Source organism: Methylocaldum sp. (genome assembly GCF_035627495.1).
Lineage (GTDB): Bacteria > Pseudomonadota > Gammaproteobacteria > Methylococcales > Methylococcaceae > Methylocaldum.
This window is the reverse complement of record NZ_DASPLO010000058.1, coordinates 26,079-47,234: the sequence shown is the minus strand read 5'-3', so window position 1 is coordinate 47,234 and position 21,156 is coordinate 26,079. Positions and strand designations below refer to the sequence as shown.

Here is a 21,156-nt window from a genome sequence, read left to right as displayed (position 1 = left end):
GCAAGGGCGGACATCGGATAAGTGCCGGAATAAGGCGTCACTGTCCTTCTGCGGTTATCAGTTCTGGGCGGGCAACGAACAAGTCTATTTAGGGCAGGTTACCGAAATATGACATTTTCCAGGGGATCGGGTTTCCTGTACGGTGCCGCTATACGCCCATGAACATAGGTTGAATGTATGTGCCGCTCATCCGCCAATTGCAACAGGCAAAAGAGCTGTTCCATCAAGTTTTCGCATCGAGCCAACCGAGCGGAAAGGTATCGATCTTCCCCGTGCTTCAGCACAAAAAAATCGGCGCTCTTGCCCGGCTCGAAATTTCCGGCTTCATTCTCAAGTCTAAGTGCTTTTGCTCCGCCCAAGGTCGCGAGATAGAGTAGTCGCTCGGCGTTCAAGCAAAAGCCCTGTAATTGCTGAACTTTATAGGTTTCGGACAGTTCCCGCCACACGGAGAACTGCGTACCGGCGCCGATATCCGTACCCACGGCTACCCGAATGCCGTGTCGTAAGTGCTCTTGCAGCGGAAACAAACCGCTCCCGAGATAGGCGTTGCTGGTGGGGCAGTGACATACGGCACAGGATGCTTCAGCCATCCGGTCCATTTCCGTTTCTGTGGTGTAGAGGCTGTGTGCCAGCACTGTGCGTTCTGCGATGAGCCCGAAGCTATCGTAAACGTCCAGATAGTGGCGACTTCGGGGAAATGCGGCTCGTACCGCGGCAATTTCCGAACGGGTCTCGTTGATGTGGGTTTGGAGATAGCATTCGGGGTGACCTCTTAGCAGCGTGCTACACATTTCCAGCAACTCGGGCGAACAGGACAGTGCGAAGCGTGGTGTGATGGCGTAGTGGAGCAGGGGGGCACTCTGGCACACTCCGATGAGCTTTTCGATCTCATCGATAGACTGTTCGGCTGTTCGGAGCAGAGGGTGCGGTGCGTTCCGGTCCATCAACGTCATTCCGGCGATTAGTCGAATGCCGGATTGCCTGGCTGCATCGAACAGCGCGACGTTGGCTTCATAGAACTGCGAGCCGAATACCATGGCCGTGGTTGTTCCGCAGGCTAACAGACGCTCGACGAAGTGTTGTGCAGCCTCCCTGGCAAAAGATTCGCAGGCGAAGCTTGCCTCGGCCGGATAGATCGTGTTCTCAAGCCAATCCAGCAAGCCCTTCCCCAACCCAGCGGTCGCATAGAATTGCGGGAAATGCAGATGCGCATCGATGAGGCCGGGTATGATCCAAGCGCTGCCGTGGTCGATAATTTCGCTTTGCGGAAGTGCGGCGAGCACGGACTTGCGCTCCCCGAGCGAGGCAATCCGGCCCGAAAGGTTTATCGCCAGCGCACCGCGCTCGATGATTTCCAAGGCGCCTTCCCCTGCAAACGGATCACCGCGCAGATGGGCGATAGTGCCGGTGTGTATCGTTATGGGAGTCATGGCTGACGTCTCGATTGTTTCTGGCCTCTCCACCTCGTCACGTCAATTAGAGGTCCAACAGCGCCGGCAATTCGTTCACGGAATCAATGATTTTGTCGGGATGAATCGATGAGGCGTTCACATAGCTTGCTCGATATTTGCCGGTTTTGACCAGGATGCCCGTTAGCCCGGCCTTTTGGCCGCCGCCGATATCGGAATCGATATCGTCACCGACGACGGCAGCCTCCCGTGCCTTTAATCCCATATCCTGTAGCGCTATCCGGAAGAAATCCGGAGATGGCTTCCCCATTACCGTTGCCCGGACGCCGCTGCAATATTCCAGTGCCGCGACGAACCCGCCGATATCCATTTTTAAACCCGTTTCGGTTTGCCAGAATCGGTTTTTGTGGACGGCGATGAGCTTGGCACCCTGTATTAGCCGGTCAAACACTCGGTTGAGCAAATTGTAAGTCCAGGCTTCGCCGATATCGCCAACGACGATACATTCGGCTTCGTCAATATCCACCTCGTCGATATCGGCGAAGTCGCTCTTTACGTCCTCGGCCAACAGCAGGGTGCAGGGCGGGCTACCGCACCGTTTCAGATACCGCAAAACCGCCTGCGGAGCGCTGAGGATTTCAGCGCATTCGATGCCGAATCCGAGTTTCAGCAGTTTGCTATGCAGCGAAGCCAGCGACTGTGTGCTGGTGTTGGTTATGACACGAATCGGATAGCCCCTGGCACGAATGCGCCTGACAGTTTCCGGAGCACCTTCGATAGTGCGGGACCCAACGTAAAGTACACCGTCCAGGTCGAACAGGATGCCTTTGATGTTGCGCATCGGATTTGACGAGTGGAGTTCGGAGTTCATGCGATACCGGAAGGGTTGGCCATTCCGGTTTTATGGTCCGGTATTATGCGTTATTCCGCAATTGCGTTAATGGGACTGAGTCGACGAAGAAGCGCGCCGCAACAACGGACGCATTGGCAAACTATCAGTTCCGGGGGCTCGATCAGTGAATGACAGCGAAGCTCGGCTTGATGATCTCGAAAACTTCGAAGGCCTGAACCCAGGCATCCTGAATGATGCCGGGAATCGTTTCCAAGGACAGTCCGAGCAATTCCCAGGCGCCCTTATCGAATCCTGTCTTTTCGGTACTCATCACGTCGCTCGGATTGACGCTGGGTTCGATGCTGGCCGCCAAGGCACTCGCCACATGGATGAGCGCAGCGTTTTTTCGATGATTCGCCGGGGCTTCCTTGGGAGCCAAATAATGCGCCACAGCCATTTGAAGACGTTCCGACAGTTTCCAGTTCCTCAGCAGTTCGGCTCCGAGTTCCGCGTGAGCAAAGCCAAAAATCCGTTGCTCCGCTTGGTTGATGGCGTCTTCGCCGTGATTGCTGGCTTCCAGAACATGCCGGTATTGATCCGGGCGGCAGGAATAAAAAACCAGACGGCCTACCTTGTGCAACAGTCCGGCTAAGAATAGCAGTTCGTTTTCGAAAATCCGGCAGCGAAAGGCCAAGGAGCGCGTAATTACACCGCAGGAGATGCTGTTGAGCCAGAAACGCTCCATATCCACCAATTCCGGAGGAATCCCCCTAAACGTACTCGCTACGGACGTAGCCAGCACCAGATCTCTGATGGCCTCTCGGCCAAGTATTGGGATCGCTTGGGAAACGGTTTCCACCTTGTACGGCAAGCCGGTAAATGCACTATTCGCCAACTTCAGCAATCTCGCGGTTAAGGCCGGATCGTTGATGATGACTTCACCAATCGCACCATTGGTCGAGTTGGGAGACTCCAGCAGTTGCGTCAATCTTATAGTCACCTCGGGTAGAGAAACGAGCGTCTTCACTTCTTTAGCGAGCGATTGGGCTGTCATCGATTTAACCTGTCGGTGATGGTTTTGACGCTGGCGCATCATTATTTTTTTTCGCCGGGTAAGCCTAGCATTCGGCCCAAATTCCCGCGTACACAGGGCAATTCCTGAGGCATGGGACGTCTGATCTAGTCTGCGAGGCGGATGGGCGATGTAGAAAGTGTAGTCGCCTTGCGAAAAGCATCCGCGCTCTATTCCGAATATAGGGTGAACAGAGCGGTTACTTATTGGCTGGAGAGATTGATCGGCTTGCCACACGCTTCAGCCGCTGGTGAGATTAATTTATGGCCCGTACGGATCGGTACATCCGAACGGTTGCAAGACCGGCTGCCGGAGGCGCTCTCAACAATGCCTCAAATGCTTCGCTACCGAATCGCTTGGCGGCATAGCGTCTCGCTTGAGATGGTAACGGTTCTTGCCGGAGCGTTTGGCGTGATACATTGCTTCGTCGGCCGCTTTGACCAGGCTATGATTATCGCTGCCATGATCAGGGAAAATCGAGATGCCGATGCTCGAAGAGACGATGATTTCCGAGCCGTCCACATCTATCGGGTGAGTTACGGCGGTTAGGATTTTGTCCGCGACGATGCAGGCTTCCTCGGCTCCGGAAATTCCCGGAAGCAGTACCAGAAATTCATCTCCGCCAATACGGGCGACTGTATCGCTTTCGCGTAGGCTCTGGGAGATCCGAAGCGCGGCTTGCTGGAGGACGACGTCTCCCGTGTTGTGCCCCTGAGTGTCGTTAATTTCCTTAAAAGAGTCCAAATCGACGAATAGGACGGCGAACTGCTGTCCGTATCGGCTGGCGAAAGACAGCGTATGGCTGATCCGGTCGTTGAACAGAATTCTGTTCGGGAGATTCGTAAGTGCGTCGTAGTGCGCCAGGTAGTAAATCTGTTCCTCGGCTGTCTTACGTGAGGTGATGTCGAGGCCGACACCGAGGAGGCAGTCGTTCTGCCCCAGCTTGGCTTTTGTGCCGGTGAAGAAAAACGGGATTCGCTGCCGATCTTTGGTCAGGAAGTAGGATTCGGCAAGGGACCTGCCCGTCGTGAACATTTCGATGAGGTTACCCCCGACAAAAGCATGCTTATCGTCTTCGGGAATAAAATCCAGCGGGTGCGCACGTTCCAGCTCTCCCGCCGAATAGCCGGACATTGCCTCGAAATTGGCGTTCCAGCGCAGAAATCGGCCGTCTTTGTCCGCCAGATAGAAGATGCCGGGCAAGCTTTTTATCAAATCATCGGTGAATTTGACCTCATTTCGAAGTGCGTCTTCGGTGTTCTTCTGTTCCGTGATATCGGCGAGACACCACACAAACTTTCCACCATCGATCATTCGGACGCTTACATCGGCCGCTAGAAGGCTTCCGTCTTTACGTCTCACCGTCAGCGCGCTTCGCGCTATATCGCCGGATGTCAGAGCTTCTAAGCGTAACTGTTGGGCGGAACAGTCCTCCTCTGCGATCATGGATTCGATATCGACCTGACTGCAATCTCCGGGCGTATAGCCCAATAAGTCGCAAGCGGCGCGGTTGGCATACACGCAACGGCTATCGGTAAATTCGGTTACGCAGATGGCTGCGGGTGACTGCTCCAGAATCGCGTCGAGGTTTCCGTGAGAATCGGTGGAGGCACTTGTTGTTTGGATGAGGTGCTTGGCGAGAATTGCAACCAGCGCGATGATCGAGATTGGGCCAGCCATGTCCAAAACCCGATACCTGGAGAAATCTTCCGCGGTAACACGTAAAAAGCCGCCGTTCTCGATCATTAAAATCGAGAGAGCGACGAGCCCAAGAATGCCCAGAGTCCAAGAGATCCAGTTTAGTATGGGGAATTGTAGTCCTTTCATCCCGGCGATCCAGTATCCATAAGAGAACACGCGGAACGAACTGCATTTGTGACATCGATAAGTTCGCCGCGTGTAGTATGAAATGATGGGCGTGAAAAGCCATAAGTATTTCTACTGGCGCCCCGGTAGCTAAAAAAACGATTCCCGCCAAATGCAGGTCGGCGCAAGTTTTTGATAAAAGTTAAAAAGAGAGTCTTCTGTAGAGGAGAGTCTAATTTAACTGCCGGGGCAATAGTGGCCGGATATGATTCTGCGGCGTTGAGATGCCGGACGTTTCCGCCGGTGCGGCAAGGGCGCCTTGAGTCCTGTCAGGCGCCCGCTTTTGTGCCGCCGAAGATGAGGCGTGAACCAGCTTATTTTAGTTCGTGTTATGAGAATCGAGTTTTCGTCGTTTCCGGTCTCACGCCGGCGGCGTCCACTGGTACAGCCAGGTTTCGGTTAGCGCCCCCTGTTCGTCTCGGAGGTAGCAACGCAAATCAATCGGTTCGCTGCCTTCGCTTATTAAATCGAAATTGCAACGCCAGGCGTTAGTTCCCTTTAACGGACGCGCCGCCGGCTGTTTGATTTGCCCGCGGGAGGCGGTAATGACCGGCTCGACCTTGGCGGCTTCCGGCAGTCCGCTCAACCGGCCGCCTTCGAAGTCGATGACGAACTTGCGGGATGGAATCCGGTTCTTTTGTCCGGGTATGCCCCCCGCCCCAATGCGTGTTGCGACGACTTTGGCCGCGGTTGGGGCGGCTGGCGGCTCTCCCCAGTGCAGCCGGTACTTGAACACCCGCTCTTGGCCCGGCTGGAACGGCTCCTCGGGGCTCCAAAAAACGACGATATTGTCGAAAGTCTCGTCCGGAGTCGGGATTTCGATCAGCTGAACGGCGCCTCGGCCCCATCCGTCGATCGGTTCCACCCAGGCGGATGGGCGCAGATGATAATTGGCGCCATCGTCCAGGTAATGGTCGAAGTTGCGATCCCGCTGCAACAGGCCGAATCCTTTGGGGTTGACGTCCATGAACGAGTTGGCGCGCACCACCGGACTGTTGACCAGAGGGCGCCAAATCCATTCGTCGGTGCCGGTCCATAGGGCCAGCCCGTCGGTATCGTGGATTTCCGGGCGGAAGTCGTCGGACATCCGGCGGTCGTTCTCGCCATACTGGTACATGGACGTCAGCGGAGCCACGCCGATTCGCTCGATAGGCTTGCGCGGGAACAGGTGGGCCTCGATTTCCATGACCGTCGTATCGCCCGGATTCACCACGAAGGTATAGGCGCCGGCGACGCTCGGGCTGTCCAGCAACGCGTGGATGGTGACGAACTCGGACTTGGCTGACGGACGCTCCAGCCAGAAGCGCCGGAACTCGGGAAATTCTTCGGGGCGGGGCAGCCCCGTGTCGACCGCCAGCCCCCGCGCCGAAAGGCCATATTGCTTGGTGTCGCCCACGGCGCGGAAATAACTTGCCCCGAGGAAGGCGAACATGTCGCGCTCGAAATCCGGCTCGGCATTGACGCGGAAGCCGGCAAAGCCGATGTTGCCGACTCTTCGGGGTAGGTCGAGTTTCGGCCCGAACTGGAACAAATCGGGCGAATACGGAATGGGCTCCGCGAGGCCATGCACCACCTCGTAGATTTCGACCGGGTGCTTGAAGAACAAGCCAAGGTGGAAAAGCTTCACCTGGAACGGCAGGGTTTCTTTACCCCAAATTGAGTGCTCCTTTTTGAAGCGGATCGATTGGTAACCGTCCCAATCCAGATCGGCGATCCACGCCGGCAATTTTTCTTCTGGCGGATCAAAAGGTTTCAGAGAAAGCCGCTTGGCTTCCTCGATAAGCCATTTCTTGCTGAAGGGCTTGGCTCCCACCGTACCTTTAGCTTCCGAGAGAGGAGCGTAAAGCGCCGCCGGGCTCAGCGCCCCCCATGCCGCTAAAGTCAGCAAACGCGCCAATAAGTCTCTTCGAGTCATCATGCTGTTACTTCTGTGTTACATCATTGAGAAGGAAAAGAACCAATCTAACGATCTTCCGACTTTACGTCCAGAGCCACAAGAGTCCTTGGTCTGATGCTTCGTGGAAAAGGTTTGTCGCGGTTTGCATAGGGCGACTGAACGACGCGCCTCGCGCTTGGCGAATAGCGCGTTATCATGGCAAGCATGATCACTGCCGCAATCGACAACGACTTGCGGAACCGAGAATTCACGATGCCCAGTCAAAGATGGGGACACGATAATGATGATGCGAGATGATTTGGACGAATTCTTGAAAGAACTCCTGAATCCGCAGGACTTCGCGGATTATGGGCCCAATGGTCTGCAAATCGAGGGGCATGAACGGATCGAGCGTATCGCTTTTGCCGTTTCGGCTACCGTGCATTCGGCATCCGTGGCGGTGGAGCGACACGCTCAAGCGCTGATCGTGCACCATGGGCTGTTCTGGAAATTCCACGGCCCGAAGACCTTGACCGGCCCTTTCGCCCGGCGCGTGTTCCCGCTGGTGCGCAACCGCATCAGTCTGTTTGCTTATCATCTCCCGCTCGATGCCCATCCGGAAGTGGGCAATGCCGCCAGCCTCGGGCGAGCCATGGGCTTGGTCGAGCAGCAACCGTTCGGCGATTATCAGCGCTGTCCGACCGGCGTGAAGGGCGTCTTCACCGAACCGCTGAGCGCCGCCGCACTACGGGATAAGCTAAGTGCGATACTCGATCATCCGGTGTTGCTCGCAACCCCCGATGAAAGAGCGATCGTTCGGTCGGCCGGGATCATCACGGGCGGTGCGAACCGGGATTGGCCGCTGACCCTGCAAGAGGGTCTCGACGCCTACATCACCGGCGAAATGAGCGAGCACGACTGGCACGAGGCGCAAGAGGCCGGGGTGCATATGTACGCTGGCGGCCACAACGCCACGGAGTGCTTCGGAATTCAAGCCGTAATGGAAAGGGTGCGGGATACCTTCGACGTCGAGTGTTTCTTTATCCCGAGCGACAACCCCGCGTGATCGGCCATGACGCTTTCGACTTATCAGTTGCGGATTCGCGTTCCCGAGAGCCTCCGAATCCGGATCGGGCAGCTCGGTAGCTTCGATTTTCCGGCGGGGATTTACGTCTATACCGGAAGCGCCAAGCACAACCCGGAGGCGCGGATCGCCCGGCATTTGTCCAAGAACAAATCGTTGCGCTGGCATATCGACTATTTGTTGGCGGCTTCCGGAGTCGAGGTTAACGAAGTGCTAAGGTTTGGCGCGGCCGAATGCGAGATCAACCGTCTTACGGCAGGCCGCATTGTCGTCGCGCGTTTCGGTGCCAGCGATTGCCGGGCGGGTTGCGGCAGTCACCTCAAATATCAAATGGTCGGACCGGCTGTTGGCCAGCCGTGCTAAGCATCGTCTCCGCCGAACCCGCAGACGCCGAAGCCATCGCAGAAATGGCTCTGGATATCTGGCAGCGCCATTATTATCCGGAGGTGCTAACCCAGGACGCGATCGAGTATTTCTGGAATCGCATGTACCGGCCCGAAGTGGTGCGGAGCGAAATGGCGTGCGGAGTCGTTTACGAGAGGATCGAGCTGGATGGCAGGATGATAGGGTTCCTCGCTTATCATCACCAGCCGGAGCAGAGCCGTGTGCGGCTCAACAAGCTTTACCTATTGCCGGAATATCATGAACAGGGCTTCGGCGCCTTTGCGCTGGCGCACGTCAAAGCGGTCGCTGCGCGTTTAGGAGCGCGGGAAATCTTTCTTTACGTGTTCAGGAAAAACGATAGGGCGGTACGGGCCTATTTTCGCGCCGGCTTCGTCATCGCCCGCGCCGAAACGACCGAATGCGGCGACGGATACTATTACGATGACTACGTAATGTGCTGGACGCTTGATCGAACTGGTTGATTCACTCAGCCGAGCGACCGGTGTCGCGACGATGGAGGCGGGCCGCTTACCCCTTGCTTGATACGGCTTGGAGCAAGCGGTTTTCAATCGCAAACGGTTGCTTTAACCGCAACCCTTCCAATCGCAAACGGGCCTTTAGTCGGCCCCTTCCAATCGCAAACGGTCGCTCTAATCGCGACCCTTCCGCTATGAGCCAGTCGTCACGGCTTGGGGGTCTCGTGTTGCATCTGACCGCCATGCTGCATCTGTTGGCCGCCTTGCATTTGTCCGCCGTGCTGCCTCATCTGTTGCATGTGCTGCTGCATCATGTCTTGATGCTGCTTGTGTTGCTCGCGCATGATTTTCCGCTGTTCTTCCTTCAAGCGCTCCCGCTCCTTGTCATCCTTGGCATCCATGATCCGATGCATGAGTTCGTGCATTTTCAGCATTTGGTCTTGCCGTTGCCGAAAGTGCTGCTCTTTTTGCTCCTCGGTCATGTTTCCCATCATGCCGCCCATGCCTTCCATACCGCCCATCATTCCGCCCGCGCCCCCCATTTGGTGCTGGCCGGAGGACGGTTGCGCTTTTTGTTCCTCGGCAAAGCCGGTCGAACAAATCGGAGAAATTAACAATGCGGCAGCTATATATTTCAACGTTGTTTTCATACTGGCCTCCTCCTCAACGATGGATTGTTTGAATCGTTATTTCGGCTCGCCGTCTGTCGTGACGCACGCTCCGTCCGCATCAAAGTATCAGCTAACCGGGGGATGCACCATAGGCGAGCGCGGTTCGGCAGTTGTCGTGCGCCGTAGAATGGAGATCCGGGCCGGAGAAAAACATGACCGGTCGAGATCCAATCTGCGAACCTCTTTGGAAACCCAATGCGTTATATCGGCGTTATTTCGGATACTCACGGCTTGATGCGGCCGGAAGCGATAACGGCTCTAAAAGGCTGCGATCTGATTCTGCATGCTGGCGACATCGGCCGTCCCGAAGTACTCGATGCTCTACGATGCATCGCGCCGGTCATCGCCGTTCGGGGAAACGTCGATAAAGGTGCTTGGGCAGAGCCGCTTCCGGAGCGGGAAGTCGTTCAGATCGACGACCGCTGTATTTATCTCTTGCATAACCTGAAAGAGCTGGATCTGAATCCCGTGACTGCCGGATTTGACGCGGTTGTTTCAGGGCATTCCCATCAATCGAAGATCCAAAAAGAGCATGGGGTTCTCTATCTGAATCCGGGCAGTGCGGGACCCAAGCGGTTTAAATTGCCGGTTTCGATGGGGCGTCTGGTGCTCTCGGACGGCGCGCTGCGAGGTGAGATTGTTGAGCTCGAAGTTTAAGAGGTAAGGCGTCCCGAATCAGGCAAGGCTCATCGCCGTCAATGATTTCAGCCGGAACTCCCGTCTACTGCCGCCGGTCCCATTGATGTTCGGGCGTGTGCACGCCCAAGTTCAGCCAGTCACTCCGAAACTTGCTATGGATATCAGCACTGATTCACCGTGCCGGGAGCGTTCTCCCGATATGGCGAGCGTGGTAGAGCGTAACATCGAAGCTTTACTGGCCAAGCGTCGGCAGGAAGAGCAAAACAAGGGACTGCAAGATCGGATTGCCGATAAGGTCACGAGATTTACGGGAAGCCTGCTTTTCGTTTACATCCATTTGGTTGGATTCAGTCTTTGGATTCTGATCAATCTCGGATGGACCGGCCTTCCGGTGTTCGATCCCACATTCGTCGTTCTGGCAATGTTCGCCTCGGTAGAGGCGATCTTTCTCTCTACATTCGTTTTGATCACCCAGAATCGGATGCAGGCTCATGCGGACCGGCGAGCGGACTTGAACCTCCAGATCAGTTTGCTGGCCGAGCACGAGGTGACTCGGATCATTGCCCTGGTCAGCGCGATGGCCGAACGCATGGGGGTCGATACTGCGGATTATCCAGAGCTTTCCGAGCTCAAGCAGGATGTCGCTCCGGAGCAGGTCCTCGACAAGATTGAGGAAACCAAAGAACAGTTCAGCTCGGAGGTGGAGAAAGTATCCGGTTGATCCGACGAGTGGGCTAAGGGGCAGCCGGTCATCGGGGGAAACGGCTTCATTCGGTCTGGCTCAGGAGAAGGGTGCGATTTTTTTCGATCGGCTTTTTTCGCCGATCGCGATAGCCTCTGCTTTTATTCTTTAGAGTCACGTATCATGTCGCCGTTGCCCGACAATAACAATAAGCAATCAGGATGGCAGACTTTACTCATATTGCCCCACTACGACTCATAGAGCTTTACGTTTTCTATGGTTTCTCTTTCCTAGTTCTCGCGGTCACCGTTTTTTTGCAACCTCGCAGCGACCGAACGCTTCCCTTCGCGTCGGAGCTCTGGCTGCTGGGGATGTTCGGCTTTTTTCACGGCATCAAGGAATGGCTGGACGCCTGGATGTTGCTCAACCGAGCCGACACGGCCGGTCTACGTTGGCTGGATGCATCCTTGTTGGTAGCTTCCTTTCTGGCGTTGTTCGAATTCGGTCGCCGCTTGGCGATGATTTCCCCCGGTTTTCCCAGTGAGAAGCAACCGCCTCGGCGATCGTGGCTCGGCACCCGCATTTATTTTCCCCTTTTCGCCGGGCTGCTCGCGTTGATGGGGATTGCCGATGACAATGCCCGTGGATTGAGCGCGGGTGGGCGCTTTTGTCTGGGCCTCACGGGAGGTTTGATCAGCGGAGCGGCCCTGGTGGTGAACCGCGACCGGATGTGCGGGTGGCTCGTTCTTCCCGAGCTTAAGTTTTATTTTTGCGCCGCTGCGGGGGCGCTGATCGTTTATGGAATATTTGCCGGACTGGTGATTGAGGGAGATACCGCTTTTCCCACTTGGCTACCGACCGCCGATTCCTTTCTTGCTTTAACAGGCTTCCCGGTTTATGTGTTTCGAGCCTTTTGCGCATTCACGCTGGCCGTGGCTCTGGCGGTTATCACGCGGTCGGCAAATATAGCCGCCCGCAGGCGCGAAGAGGCCGCTAAGGCGGAAACGGCGGCGCTCAACGCCAATTTGGCGCAACGGGTTAGGGAAAGTACGGCCTCGCTTGAAGCGGTTAACCGTAAACTCCAGCAGGAAGTCGAAGAAAGAAAAGTGATAGAGCGGGGGCTGCGGGAAAGTGAAGCCGATTTGCGACGCGCCCAATCCGTTGCTCATGTCGGCAGTTGGTATTTAGACGTGCGGAATAATTCACTCCGTTGGTCTGCGGAAACTTACCGGATTTTTTGCATTCCCGAGACCACTCCCCTCGCGCTCGAGGATTTTTGGAGGCTGGTTTATCCCGACGACCGCAAATTCGTGGAAAGCGCTTGGCAAGCGGCCTTGCGCGGCGAGTCCTACGATATCGAGCATCGAATCGTAGTAGCGGATCAAGTGAGATGGGTGCGGGAAAGGGCGGAATTGGAATTCGACATCAGTGGTCACCCCGTCGCCGGCATCGGTATCGTTCAGGACATCACACAGCGCAAGCAAGCCGAAGAAGAACTGAGGCATGCCAAAGAGCTGGTCCAACTGGTGGTGGATTCGATACCGGCCTATGTATCGTTAATCGATCGCGATCAGCGTTACGTGTTGGTGAATCGAAGTTATGAGGATTGGTTCCACCGAGCGCGCGGGGAGATCGTCGGCAAGAAAATTTGCGGACTCATGGGGCCGGAGACCTACGAGGAGATAAGATCTCACGTTGCGGCTGCGTTGTCCGGCGAGTCGGCCCGTTACGAATTGCAGGCCAAAAATCAGCGCGGAGCCCAGCGATGGCTAGATATTCAGTACCTACCCCGCATCGACGAGAACGGGGTTGCATCGGGGTTTTTTGAGCTATGGTTCGACATCACGCACCGGAAACACGCGGAGCATCGGTTGCGGCGGGTGTTGGAGCGATTGCGAATCTCCGAGCAACGACAGCGCGAACTGGCGGGGCTGGCGCAGCAGGAGCAAAGACGAATGGGTGCGCTGCTGTCGGCGATGAGTATCGGTATCCTGTTCGAAGATAAGGAGGGCCATATCGAGTACGTCAATCCGGCCTTCCTCAGAATGTGGGCGATAAACGAGAGTTTCCATCTGGTGGGGCGGAATACCCAAGATGTCCTGGAGCATTCGACACACCGTTTCGCCCGGCCGGATCACGCTTCGAAATACGTATTGCATGTACTCGACACCCATGAAATCAGCGAGCGGTTCGAACTTGATCTGTACGACGGCCGCGTTCTGACGCAAATATCCTATCCGGTGACCGATAACGACGGACGAACGATTGGCCGTTTGTGGATTTACGAGGATATCACCTATGAGCGTCAAACCGCTCAGCAACTCCTCTACCTGGCGGAGCGCGATCCTTTGACCGGGCTCTTCAATCGTCACCGCTTCCAGGATCAGCTGGAACGCCTGATTGCCACTTCGGTACGCAGCGGCAGCAAATTCTGCCTCCTCTATTTCGACCTGGACGAATTCAAGTACATCAACGACACCTTCGGTCACAAGGCCGGCGACACGGTGCTCGTGCGCATCGCCGGTGAAATATCCACTTTGGTGCGCTACGAGGAAACCTTCGCCAGGCTTGGCGGCGACGAGTTCGCGATTTTAAGTACGATCACACCGGGCAGCGACTTTACGGCTTTGCCCGGACGTATCGCCAACGCGATTTCGACAATCCCGTTCCGCTTTCGCGGCACCAATATGCGCGTTACGGCCAGTGTGGGCGTGGCGATATTTCCCGACCATGGGGAAACCGCGGAGGATTTGGTGGCGCATGCCGACGCCGCCATGTATCAGGCCAAGGGACAGGGCAAGAATACCTGGGCGATTTACGATTCGGCGCGCGACGGCTCGGAGGCCATGATGCAGCGCTTGTCCTGGAACAGGCGCATCGCGGAAGCGCTCCAGAGAGATTCATTCGAACTTCATTTTCAAGGCGTTTACTCGGTCGCCGACGGAGGGCTGAGCCATTTGGAGGTGTTGCTCCGCATGCGGGATCTGGTTGACCCGGAGTGCCTCATTATGCCCGGGCAATTCATCTCCATCGCCGAGAAGAGCGGGCAAATCACCGAGATTGATCATTGGGTCTTGAAGCACAGTATCGAACTTCTGGCGCGGAACCCGTCGATCCCGCCGCTTGCCATAAATATCTCGGGGCGCACCTTCGACGATCCTTCCCTGCCGCACTTTATCCGCGGTCAACTGCAGCAGAACGGCGTCGATCCGGCGCGCCTCATCATCGAGTTGACGGAAACGGCGGCGGTGTCGGATATTCAGGACGCGCAACGGTTCATCGAGGCCATTCATCAAGCGGGTTGCCGGGTGTGCCTGGATGATTTCGGCAGCGGTTTTTCGACCTTCGGCTATCTGAAGTATTTGGGCGTCGAAGTGCTCAAGATCGACGGATTGTTTATCCGCGACTTGCCGAACAATCGCGACAACCAGGTTTTCGTCAAGGCGATGGTCGATGTGGCGAGGGGGCTGCAAAAAACCACGGTGGCCGAGTATGTCGAGGATGCCGCGACGCTGGAAATGATCCGTAGTCTTGGCGTTACCCTGGCTCAAGGGTACTACCTCGATCGACCGGCGGCCGATCATCCGGCCCTGAAAGAACCGTAATGCCAAGCTTACATAGACTGAACGGCAGGTTCAGCAAAGAACTTTTTCAATACGTTCAACAAGGACGCTTGATCGAGAACGCCCGCACTTTCCCGGATACTGTGCATCGCCCATAAGGGGCAGCCCACGTCGGCGGTAGGGATGCCGAGCCGGGCGGCGGTCATCGGGCCTATCGTGGAGCCGCAGGCCAGATCGGTCCGGTGCGCGTATTTCTGGTAAGGCACGTTCGCCTGCCGGCAAAGCTCGATGAACCGGGCTTCGCTCATGCTGTCCGTGGCATAACGCTGGTTCGCGTTGACCTTGATCACCGGGCCGCCGTTAATCGCGATACGGTGGAGTGGCTCGTAGGCGTTCGGGAAATTAGGGTGATAGGCGTGGGCAGCGTCGGCGCTGATCATAAAGCTGCGGGCCAAGGCTTGCTTGTAGCCGGGCGTATCCGTGTCGATCGCATAGGCCACGCGTTCCAAAACATCCGAAATAAAGCTGCCCATTGCGCCCCTGTTGCTTTCGCTGCCGATTTCCTCGTGGTCGAAAAAAGCGCCCACGCAGGTATTTTCAGACGTTTCAGTCTCCAGAAGCGCGACGAGCCCGGCATAGCAAGACGTGAGGTTGTCGAGTTGGCTATCGGCGATGAACTCAAGCTCCGGCCCCCAGAAAGAACCTTTCTGTGTATCGTAGACATTCAAATCCCAGCTCAAGATGTCGCTTGGACGGCATCCAGCCTTATCCGCCACGAGACGGAGAAATTTCTGTTCCGGCGATTCGGCATCACAAAGGCCGCTGAGCAATAGGGGCAACTCGTTCTGTCTGTTGAACTTTAGCCCGTCTTCATTCACGGAGCGGTTCATATGGATGGCCAGGTTGGCCAGGCGGACTAAGGGTTGTTCGAAACGAATCAGGCAGCTTTCCACGGCCGCATCGCTTCGGACACAGACTCGGCCCGCGAGGCTCAGATCCCGGTCGCTGAAGGTCGCGAGGATTGGTCCGCCGTATACCTCGACGGCAAGTCGCATCATGGTGTCCGCCTGATGCGGGGCCCTTGGTTTGAGGCGCAAACCGGGCGAGTCGGTATGGGCGCCGACGATACGGAAGCCACTCTCTGCCAAGGGTTTGCGGCCGAGAACAAAGGCAATCAGCGAAGACCCGCCGCGGATCACATAATGCCTGCCTAGCGGCTGCACATGCCACGCTTGGCTCTCCTCCAGGCGTGTGAAGCCCTTCTCTTGCAATTGTTTTTCCATCATGGCGACAGCATGCCATGGGCTGGGGCTGGTATCGATAAAGTCGAGCAGTCCTTGGGCGTGTTTTGCGATTTCGGGGGTGATCATGCTGGAGAGCCTCGATAACGTGTAACGTGTTTATTGGGCGGTACTTAAATTCAAAGCAGTTCGATAAGCGCTCAATACATCGGGATCAAGGCAGACTAAATAAATCTTCTCGATACCTGGATTGCCGGCGAGGCACTCAAAAATCGTGGAAACCGCGATCTTGGCTGCGGACTCCGGCGGGAAGCGGTAGACTCCGCACGAGATGGCGGGAAAGGCGATAGTCCGCACTTGATGCCCTTGCGCCAGACGCATGGATTCCCGATAACAGGAGGCGAGTAGTTCCGGCTCGCCGTGTCCGCCGCCGCGCCACACCGGGCCTACCGTATGAATTACGTATTTCGCGCTTAGATTATAAGCGCCGGTGATTTTCGCCTTACCGGTATCGCAGCCTCCCAATCTTCGGCACTCCTCCAGAAGTCCCGGCCCGGCCGCGCGATGGATGGCTCCGTCTACGCCCCCGCCGCCCAAAAGACTATTGTTGGCGGCGTTGACGATGGCGTCGGCTTTTACCTGGGTGATATCTGCTTGAATGACCTCAACCGTGACCATTTAGATTCCCTTTGGACGATCATGTGTGGATCAGGCAACACGGAAAAGGTCGACTTACCAGCGGGCCTCTGCGTCCGCTTTCAGGATCACACATGAAATAAATCGTTTGACGAGATTTGGTTCTGAATCGATACTATATGATGGGTGACCGTTACGGACGGAGCCCTAACGGAGGAGTGACGATGCTAACAAAGATTATAAAAAGCGTGCTGTTCTTGCTTATCGCGCAAGCGCTTGCGACAGTGGCCTACGCGAAGCAGGACGACATCAGCTTCCAACAACTCAAAGAAAAATACTATCAGGATCATCCCGGCAAGGGGAAATTCGGGGACCTTTGGGAGCCTATCCCCATCCAGAAGTATTGGAACCCCAAGGATTTTTATAAGCCGCCCACGACCGTGACCGGCGAGGTGACGCGTGAGCAATGCGTTACCTGCCATCAGGCCGTGACGCCAGGTGCGTTTCATGCTTGGCAGAATAGTGGCCATGCGAACCTGGATAGGATTCGCAATATGCCCAATGCTCAGGATCCGCGCTTCTATAAAAAGGAAAAGCTTGCGGAGGTCGAGCGGCAACTCGTCAAGCAGGGGTTGCTGAAAGAGGGCGAGGAACTCAAGGATGTGGGTTGTATCGATTGTCATGGAAATGTCGGAGCCAAATCCATTCAGCATGACAAAGATTTGGTGATGCCGGACCGGGCCAAGTGCGGAACGTGCCACACGCCGGAGTTTGCCGAGGCAGAGGCCGAAAAGAATCAGGAGTGGCCGCAAGGACAGTGGTCTAAGGGCCATCCGTCCCATGCAATGGATTGGAAGGCGAACGTGGAAACCGCAATTTGGGCGGGAATGGCGGAGCGTGAAATCGCTCAGGGCTGTGATATGTGCCATTATCAGCAGAACAAATGCGACGGCTGTCATACGCGCCATACCTTTTCCGCAGCCGAGGCACGCCAGCCGGAAGCCTGTTCGACCTGCCACAATGGCGTGGATCACAACGAATGGGAAAACTATCTGCTCTCAAAACATGGCACGGTCTATCTGACCCAGGGCAAACAGAAATGGAATTTCGAGGTTCCGCTAAAAGATGCTGTGACCAAGGGCGGCTACACGGCGCCGACCTGTCAGACTTGTCACTTCGAGTTCGAGGGTGAGTATTCCCACAATCTGGTACGCAAGGTGCGTTGGGCATTCAATCCGACGCCGGCGATCGCCGATAATCTAAATCACCCGTGGTTCGAGCAGCGGAAGGGAGCTTGGCAGCAAACTTGCGCGAATTGCCATTCGCCGAGCTTTGCCGAGAGTTATCTCACCGTGGCGGACAAAGGCACGATCGCAGGTCTTAAAGTCGAGCAGGAAGCCAAGAAAGTTGTCGAGGCTTTGCATAAAGACGGCCTGTTGCCCGGACAGAAAACCAATCGCCCTGAGCCGCCGAAACCGGAGAAGGACGCGGCCGGAGGGTTCTTCCAGTTGTTCTGGGCCAAGGGAAACAACCCGTCTCACGTGGAGCGCGTTTACGCAGACATGTGGGAACACGACGTGATCAAGCTCTACAAGGGCCTGTTCCACGCCAATCCGGGCGGTTTCACCTACACCGAAGGCTGGTCGGAGTTGATGCGTGATTACGCCATCATCATGGACGAGAATACCAAGCTTCGGGAAAATGCCGGGAAAACCGCGCAAAACGGCGAGTCTCCGACCCGGACCGCGTTGCGGGAATTCAAGGACGCCGCCAGTAGCCGATACGTTCTCGGTTCGCTGCTGGTCGCGGCCGGCATCGTGGTGATCCGTTCCCGCAAGCGTTAGGAGCGGCATGTCGCTACTTAAAGAAGGAATCCGGCAGGGCAGCAAACCGAGGGCGTTTTTGGGCATCGGGTTGTTGCTTGCCGGGATAGGTATCCTCTTTTTCGGATTGCCCCACTTTTTTTCCGAGGATTGGCGGTTCGAAAAGATTAAGGAGATGAAGCCTGGCGACGCAGGTTTCCCCACACTGGAAGGCCAATTTCAACCCGAGAATCTGGCGGAATACGAGATCGGTCGGGAGGATAAGGCAATCGTCTCTTTGCACGTCGTAAGCTATCGCGATAAGAGTGGTGCATTGCGGCGTGCCATTGTTTATCCACCCTCCGGCGGCGCCTCATCGCCGCTACCGAGTATCGCCGACGGAAATCAGATTCGGCATGACCTTTGGAAGAGCGCGGCGCAAGCGATTCGCCAGCACACGGACGAGAATGCCGTATTTGTGTCTTGGTGGGATGACGCTCAGCGTATTCACTTTCTCGCAGGGCGCGACACTTGGGCGGCACTGCCGGTAGCCGAGGCGTTTCCTGAGCCCCGGTCAAGAAGTTTTTGGGGCGAGATTGCCGGTGGTTTTGCCAAAGACGAGCAGCCGTTGCGCCAGTTGGCGCATTGGCTGGCGATGGACGCCGACCGTGCTCTTGCTGAGCTTTCAGAGCGCCTACCGAAAGACAAGCCGGTTTTTTTAGCCGTTTGTTTGGACGATCTGGCAAGGCTTTTAGAAATGGAGGCATTAAGCGGCGTTAGCCTTCCGTTCGAGGCGAGGTTCTTCCCGGCCGAGGCGAATATCCACGCCCAAATTTCAGCGGTAAAACGTTGGGCTGAAGAAAAAGGCCGCGGCAGTTATCTGGTTCATCCGCTTCCTGGGGGCGGCATTCGTGCCTGGCGCATCACGTCGGAAGAGGGTGAAAAAACTCTCTTGGCTCGGCTGCTGCCTTTCGTTGGTTCCGTAGCCAATCTTCCCGAGCAACTGCAGTTGGTTTATCAATCCGAACAAGGCGGTTATTTGAGCGTCTTCAAGTGGATCGTACGATAACCAAGTCAGATCCTAGAAGACGAAGACGTTATCGCTATCCCAACACTTGAAGCGTTTTAGTTTTCGTCGGCGCGCATAAAAATTATTGCTCCGATTAGCATGCCTCTATTATCGGATTCTGCAATAATTCTGGTTCGACTTTGTAGCAGAATGGGGGAGGCATGGTCGAGCAAAGAAAATACTTGCGGACGCCGCTTAACGCGAAAATATCGATTAGGCATAGTTCACTCGGCACAACCGAGTTGACTACGGCCGATATTTCAGACGGGGGCTTGTTTGTCCGAACGATCGGATGTCCGCAATTTGTTATCGGAGATGAAGTAGAAGTCCAAGTTTGCGGGGTAGAGGACGCGCCCACCATTAGCGCGGTTGTCGTAAGGCTGACGACTAATGGCGTAGGGCTTCATTTTCTTGACGATACCGAAACAATTTAGTGCAATTAGATTCCTTCCTCGCAGTGGTCAGCGGGAGCATCGTACTGTTCTAGTGGCGGTTCGTCCGACCTCTCTTTAAAGTTTTAAACGTCCACGACAATTTCGCCCACAGATAAATGAACGATCCAGGACCCGCGCTTCAAGCGCGGGGGTTGGAGTGCGTGCGCTCCGATAGTCTCCTATTTAGTGGCTTGAATCTCAGCGTTAGGACCGGGCAAGTTCTTCAAATCGAAGGACCGAATGGTAGCGGTAAGACCAGTTTGCTGAGGATATTGGCCGGCCTTACCCCGCCCAGTGACGGCGAAGTTCTCTGGCGCGGCGAGAATATACTCCGGCGGCGGTCGGCATTTCTTTCCGAAGTCTCTTATCTGGGACATCAGTTGGGGTTGAAGGCGGAACTTTCTGTGGAAGAGAATTTACGTCTTTCGCTCGCCCTTAACGGTTTGTCTTTTTCACCTGTACGCTTGGCGGAGGCCCTTCAAGCAGTAGGCTTGGCGGGTCGAGAGGATTCTCCCGCCCGCGCTCTTTCGGCGGGCCAGCGGCAACGCATTACTTTGGCTCGATTGATCTTGTCGACCGCAACTCTCTGGATTCTCGATGAGCCTTTTACGGCTCTTGATGCAAGCGGCGTCACCTTGGTGGAGACGCTGCTGGCGGCGCATTTAAATCGCGGCGGATTGGCTGTCCTCACCTCTCACCAAGCCGTTCAGATCAATGGTGGGCTAATTAAGCTGGCTTTGGCATGAAGCAGGTAACCGGCCCATTTCTGGCACTCCTTAAGCGCGATCTATTATTGGCCTTTCGGCACCGGGGAGAGCTTGCCAATCCCTTGCTGTTTTTCTTGATCGTAGTGACACTCTATCCGCTTGGCGTTAGTCCAGAAGAGGCTCTACTTCGGAAGATCGCTCCCGGCGTGATCTGGATTGCGGCCTTGTTGGCCGCATTGTATTCGCTGGAAAATATGTTTCGGTCCGACTTCGACGACGGTTCGCTGGAGCAGATGGCGTTAAGCCCCTATCCACTTTCACTGTTGGTGCTCGCCAAAGTGATGGCGCACTGGCTGGTGAGCGGACTGCCGATGCTATTATTGGCTCCGCTGCTGGCTTTGTTCCTCTCCATGCCCACTCCGGCTCTAACCATACTCGAATTGACTCTGTTGATCGGTACGCCGCTCTTGAGCCTGATCGGCGCCATTGGGGTGGCATTAACCGTGGGGCTTCGGCGTGGAGGCATCCTGCTGACTTTATTAGTCCTGCCTCTGTACATTCCTGTTCTGATTTTCGCCACCAACGCGGTTTCGGCCGCTGCCGCTGGAATGCCCGTTACCGGCCAATTATATTTTTTGGCCGCTATGTTGGTGTTGGCGCTAACTTTGGCCCCACTGGCAACGGCTGCCGCTTTGCGAATTAGCTTGAGTTAA

At 55.8% G+C, this 21,156-nt stretch carries 19 protein-coding genes; 11 read left to right on the top strand and 8 right to left on the bottom strand.

Translation table 11 applies throughout. The features are described 5' to 3' along the window. Positions 1-98 precede the first annotated feature (98 nt). The 5 genes from guaD to VEB01_RS04810 all read right to left on the bottom strand — a co-directional run bounded on the left by guaD (position 99) and on the right by VEB01_RS04810 (position 7,097). Positions 99-1,430 carry a guanine deaminase gene (guaD, locus tag VEB01_RS04830; RefSeq protein WP_324873303.1) on the bottom strand — a complete coding sequence of 444 codons (1,332 nt, stop codon included), beginning with the start codon at positions 1,428-1,430 and terminating at the stop codon, positions 99-101. Positions 1,431-1,476: 46 nt separating this feature from the next. Then, on the bottom strand, positions 1,477-2,280 hold the full coding sequence (locus VEB01_RS04825) for a TIGR01458 family HAD-type hydrolase (protein ID WP_324873301.1): 804 nt from the start codon (positions 2,278-2,280) through the stop codon (positions 1,477-1,479). A gap of 142 nt (positions 2,281-2,422) precedes the next feature. After that, complete coding sequence (locus VEB01_RS04820) at positions 2,423-3,295, bottom strand: HDOD domain-containing protein (protein ID WP_324873300.1); 873 nt, start codon at positions 3,293-3,295, stop codon at positions 2,423-2,425. A 339-nt stretch (positions 3,296-3,634) separates the two neighbouring features. Further along, on the bottom strand, positions 3,635-4,993 hold the full coding sequence (locus VEB01_RS04815; protein WP_324873298.1) for a sensor domain-containing diguanylate cyclase: 1,359 nt from the start codon (positions 4,991-4,993) through the stop codon (positions 3,635-3,637). Positions 4,994-5,540: 547 nt separating this feature from the next. Next, complete coding sequence (locus VEB01_RS04810) at positions 5,541-7,097, bottom strand: OpgD/OpgG family glucan biosynthesis protein (protein ID WP_324873296.1); 1,557 nt, start codon at positions 7,095-7,097, stop codon at positions 5,541-5,543. A gap of 259 nt (positions 7,098-7,356) precedes the next feature. Between VEB01_RS04810 and VEB01_RS04805 the strand changes: the two genes are divergently transcribed. The 3 genes from VEB01_RS04805 to VEB01_RS04795 are packed head-to-tail and all read left to right on the top strand — an operon-like array spanning position 7,357 to position 9,005. After that, positions 7,357-8,121 (top strand): Nif3-like dinuclear metal center hexameric protein, encoded by a 765-nt coding sequence (locus VEB01_RS04805; RefSeq protein WP_324873294.1) that lies wholly within the window; start codon positions 7,357-7,359, stop codon positions 8,119-8,121. 6 nt (positions 8,122-8,127) lie between these two features. Then, on the top strand, positions 8,128-8,502 hold the full coding sequence (locus VEB01_RS04800) for a GIY-YIG nuclease family protein (protein WP_324873292.1): 375 nt from the start codon (positions 8,128-8,130) through the stop codon (positions 8,500-8,502). After that, a complete protein-coding gene (locus VEB01_RS04795) occupies positions 8,496-9,005 on the top strand; it encodes a GNAT family N-acetyltransferase (protein WP_324873290.1) in 510 nt (169 codons plus the stop codon). Before VEB01_RS04800 ends, VEB01_RS04795 begins: the two co-directional genes overlap by 7 nt. A gap of 200 nt (positions 9,006-9,205) precedes the next feature. Here VEB01_RS04795 and VEB01_RS04790 read toward each other — a convergent pair whose 3' ends face one another. After that, a complete protein-coding gene (locus VEB01_RS04790) occupies positions 9,206-9,649 on the bottom strand; it encodes a hypothetical protein (protein ID WP_324873288.1) in 444 nt (147 codons plus the stop codon). 216 nt (positions 9,650-9,865) lie between these two features. On the opposite strand from VEB01_RS04790, the gene VEB01_RS04785 reads away from it, so the two are divergent. The 3 genes from VEB01_RS04785 to VEB01_RS04775 all read left to right on the top strand — a co-directional run bounded on the left by VEB01_RS04785 (position 9,866) and on the right by VEB01_RS04775 (position 14,596). Next, a complete protein-coding gene (locus VEB01_RS04785; RefSeq protein ID WP_324873286.1) occupies positions 9,866-10,327 on the top strand; it encodes a metallophosphoesterase family protein in 462 nt (153 codons plus the stop codon). Between the two features lie 136 nt (positions 10,328-10,463). Beyond that, positions 10,464-11,030, top strand: a complete 567-nt coding sequence (locus VEB01_RS04780; RefSeq protein WP_324873284.1) for a DUF1003 domain-containing protein — start codon at positions 10,464-10,466, stop codon at positions 11,028-11,030. Positions 11,031-11,212: 182 nt separating this feature from the next. Beyond that, entirely contained in the window at positions 11,213-14,596 is a 3,384-nt protein-coding gene (locus VEB01_RS04775) for an EAL domain-containing protein (RefSeq protein WP_324873282.1), read from the top strand. Positions 14,597-14,604: 8 nt separating this feature from the next. Here the strand turns inward: VEB01_RS04775 and VEB01_RS04770 are convergent, their stop codons facing one another. Further along, positions 14,605-15,924, bottom strand: a complete 1,320-nt coding sequence (locus tag VEB01_RS04770; RefSeq protein WP_324873280.1) for a M18 family aminopeptidase — start codon at positions 15,922-15,924, stop codon at positions 14,605-14,607. Between the two features lie 30 nt (positions 15,925-15,954). Continuing rightward, positions 15,955-16,473 carry an O-acetyl-ADP-ribose deacetylase gene (locus VEB01_RS04765; protein ID WP_324873278.1) on the bottom strand — a complete coding sequence of 173 codons (519 nt, stop codon included), beginning with the start codon at positions 16,471-16,473 and terminating at the stop codon, positions 15,955-15,957. A 182-nt stretch (positions 16,474-16,655) separates the two neighbouring features. Between VEB01_RS04765 and VEB01_RS04760 the strand changes: the two genes are divergently transcribed. The 5 genes from VEB01_RS04760 to ccmB all read left to right on the top strand — a co-directional run bounded on the left by VEB01_RS04760 (position 16,656) and on the right by ccmB (position 21,156). Further along, entirely contained in the window at positions 16,656-18,275 is a 1,620-nt protein-coding gene (locus VEB01_RS04760) for a multiheme c-type cytochrome (RefSeq protein ID WP_324873277.1), read from the top strand. Positions 18,276-18,282: 7 nt separating this feature from the next. After that, complete coding sequence (haoB, locus tag VEB01_RS04755) at positions 18,283-19,302, top strand: hydroxylamine oxidation protein HaoB (protein WP_324873275.1); 1,020 nt, start codon at positions 18,283-18,285, stop codon at positions 19,300-19,302. 161 nt (positions 19,303-19,463) lie between these two features. Beyond that, complete coding sequence (locus tag VEB01_RS23040) at positions 19,464-19,736, top strand: PilZ domain-containing protein (protein WP_414675409.1); 273 nt, start codon at positions 19,464-19,466, stop codon at positions 19,734-19,736. A gap of 116 nt (positions 19,737-19,852) precedes the next feature. Then, on the top strand, positions 19,853-20,482 hold the full coding sequence (gene ccmA / locus VEB01_RS04750; RefSeq protein ID WP_324873273.1) for a cytochrome c biogenesis heme-transporting ATPase CcmA: 630 nt from the start codon (positions 19,853-19,855) through the stop codon (positions 20,480-20,482). After that, the gene (gene ccmB, locus VEB01_RS04745) at positions 20,479-21,156 is read left to right on the top strand and encodes a heme exporter protein CcmB (protein WP_324873271.1); all 678 of its coding nucleotides are present in this window, start codon (positions 20,479-20,481) and stop codon (positions 21,154-21,156) included. The genes ccmA and ccmB overlap by 4 nt, the downstream gene beginning before the upstream one ends.

Coding starts and splice junctions, on each gene's coding strand:
- guaD (WP_324873303.1), bottom strand. CDS start 1,430: ATGACTCCCATAACGATACACACCGGCACTATCGCCCATCTGCGCGGT.
- VEB01_RS04825 (WP_324873301.1), bottom strand. CDS start 2,280: ATGAACTCCGAACTCCACTCGTCAAATCCGATGCGCAACATCAAAGGC.
- VEB01_RS04820 (WP_324873300.1), bottom strand. CDS start 3,295: ATGACAGCCCAATCGCTCGCTAAAGAAGTGAAGACGCTCGTTTCTCTA.
- VEB01_RS04815 (WP_324873298.1), bottom strand. CDS start 4,993: ATGGCTGGCCCAATCTCGATCATCGCGCTGGTTGCAATTCTCGCCAAG.
- VEB01_RS04810 (WP_324873296.1), bottom strand. CDS start 7,097: ATGATGACTCGAAGAGACTTATTGGCGCGTTTGCTGACTTTAGCGGCA.
- VEB01_RS04805 (WP_324873294.1), top strand. CDS start 7,357: ATGATGATGCGAGATGATTTGGACGAATTCTTGAAAGAACTCCTGAAT.
- VEB01_RS04800 (WP_324873292.1), top strand. CDS start 8,128: ATGACGCTTTCGACTTATCAGTTGCGGATTCGCGTTCCCGAGAGCCTC.
- VEB01_RS04790 (WP_324873288.1), bottom strand. CDS start 9,649: ATGAAAACAACGTTGAAATATATAGCTGCCGCATTGTTAATTTCTCCG.
- VEB01_RS04785 (WP_324873286.1), top strand. CDS start 9,866: ATGCGTTATATCGGCGTTATTTCGGATACTCACGGCTTGATGCGGCCG.
- VEB01_RS04780 (WP_324873284.1), top strand. CDS start 10,464: ATGGATATCAGCACTGATTCACCGTGCCGGGAGCGTTCTCCCGATATG.
- VEB01_RS04775 (WP_324873282.1), top strand. CDS start 11,213: ATGGCAGACTTTACTCATATTGCCCCACTACGACTCATAGAGCTTTAC.
- VEB01_RS04770 (WP_324873280.1), bottom strand. CDS start 15,924: ATGATCACCCCCGAAATCGCAAAACACGCCCAAGGACTGCTCGACTTT.
- VEB01_RS04765 (WP_324873278.1), bottom strand. CDS start 16,473: ATGGTCACGGTTGAGGTCATTCAAGCAGATATCACCCAGGTAAAAGCC.
- VEB01_RS04760 (WP_324873277.1), top strand. CDS start 16,656: ATGCTAACAAAGATTATAAAAAGCGTGCTGTTCTTGCTTATCGCGCAA.
- haoB (WP_324873275.1), top strand. CDS start 18,283: ATGTCGCTACTTAAAGAAGGAATCCGGCAGGGCAGCAAACCGAGGGCG.
- VEB01_RS23040 (WP_414675409.1), top strand. CDS start 19,464: ATGGTCGAGCAAAGAAAATACTTGCGGACGCCGCTTAACGCGAAAATA.
- ccmA (WP_324873273.1), top strand. CDS start 19,853: ATGAACGATCCAGGACCCGCGCTTCAAGCGCGGGGGTTGGAGTGCGTG.
- ccmB (WP_324873271.1), top strand. CDS start 20,479: ATGAAGCAGGTAACCGGCCCATTTCTGGCACTCCTTAAGCGCGATCTA.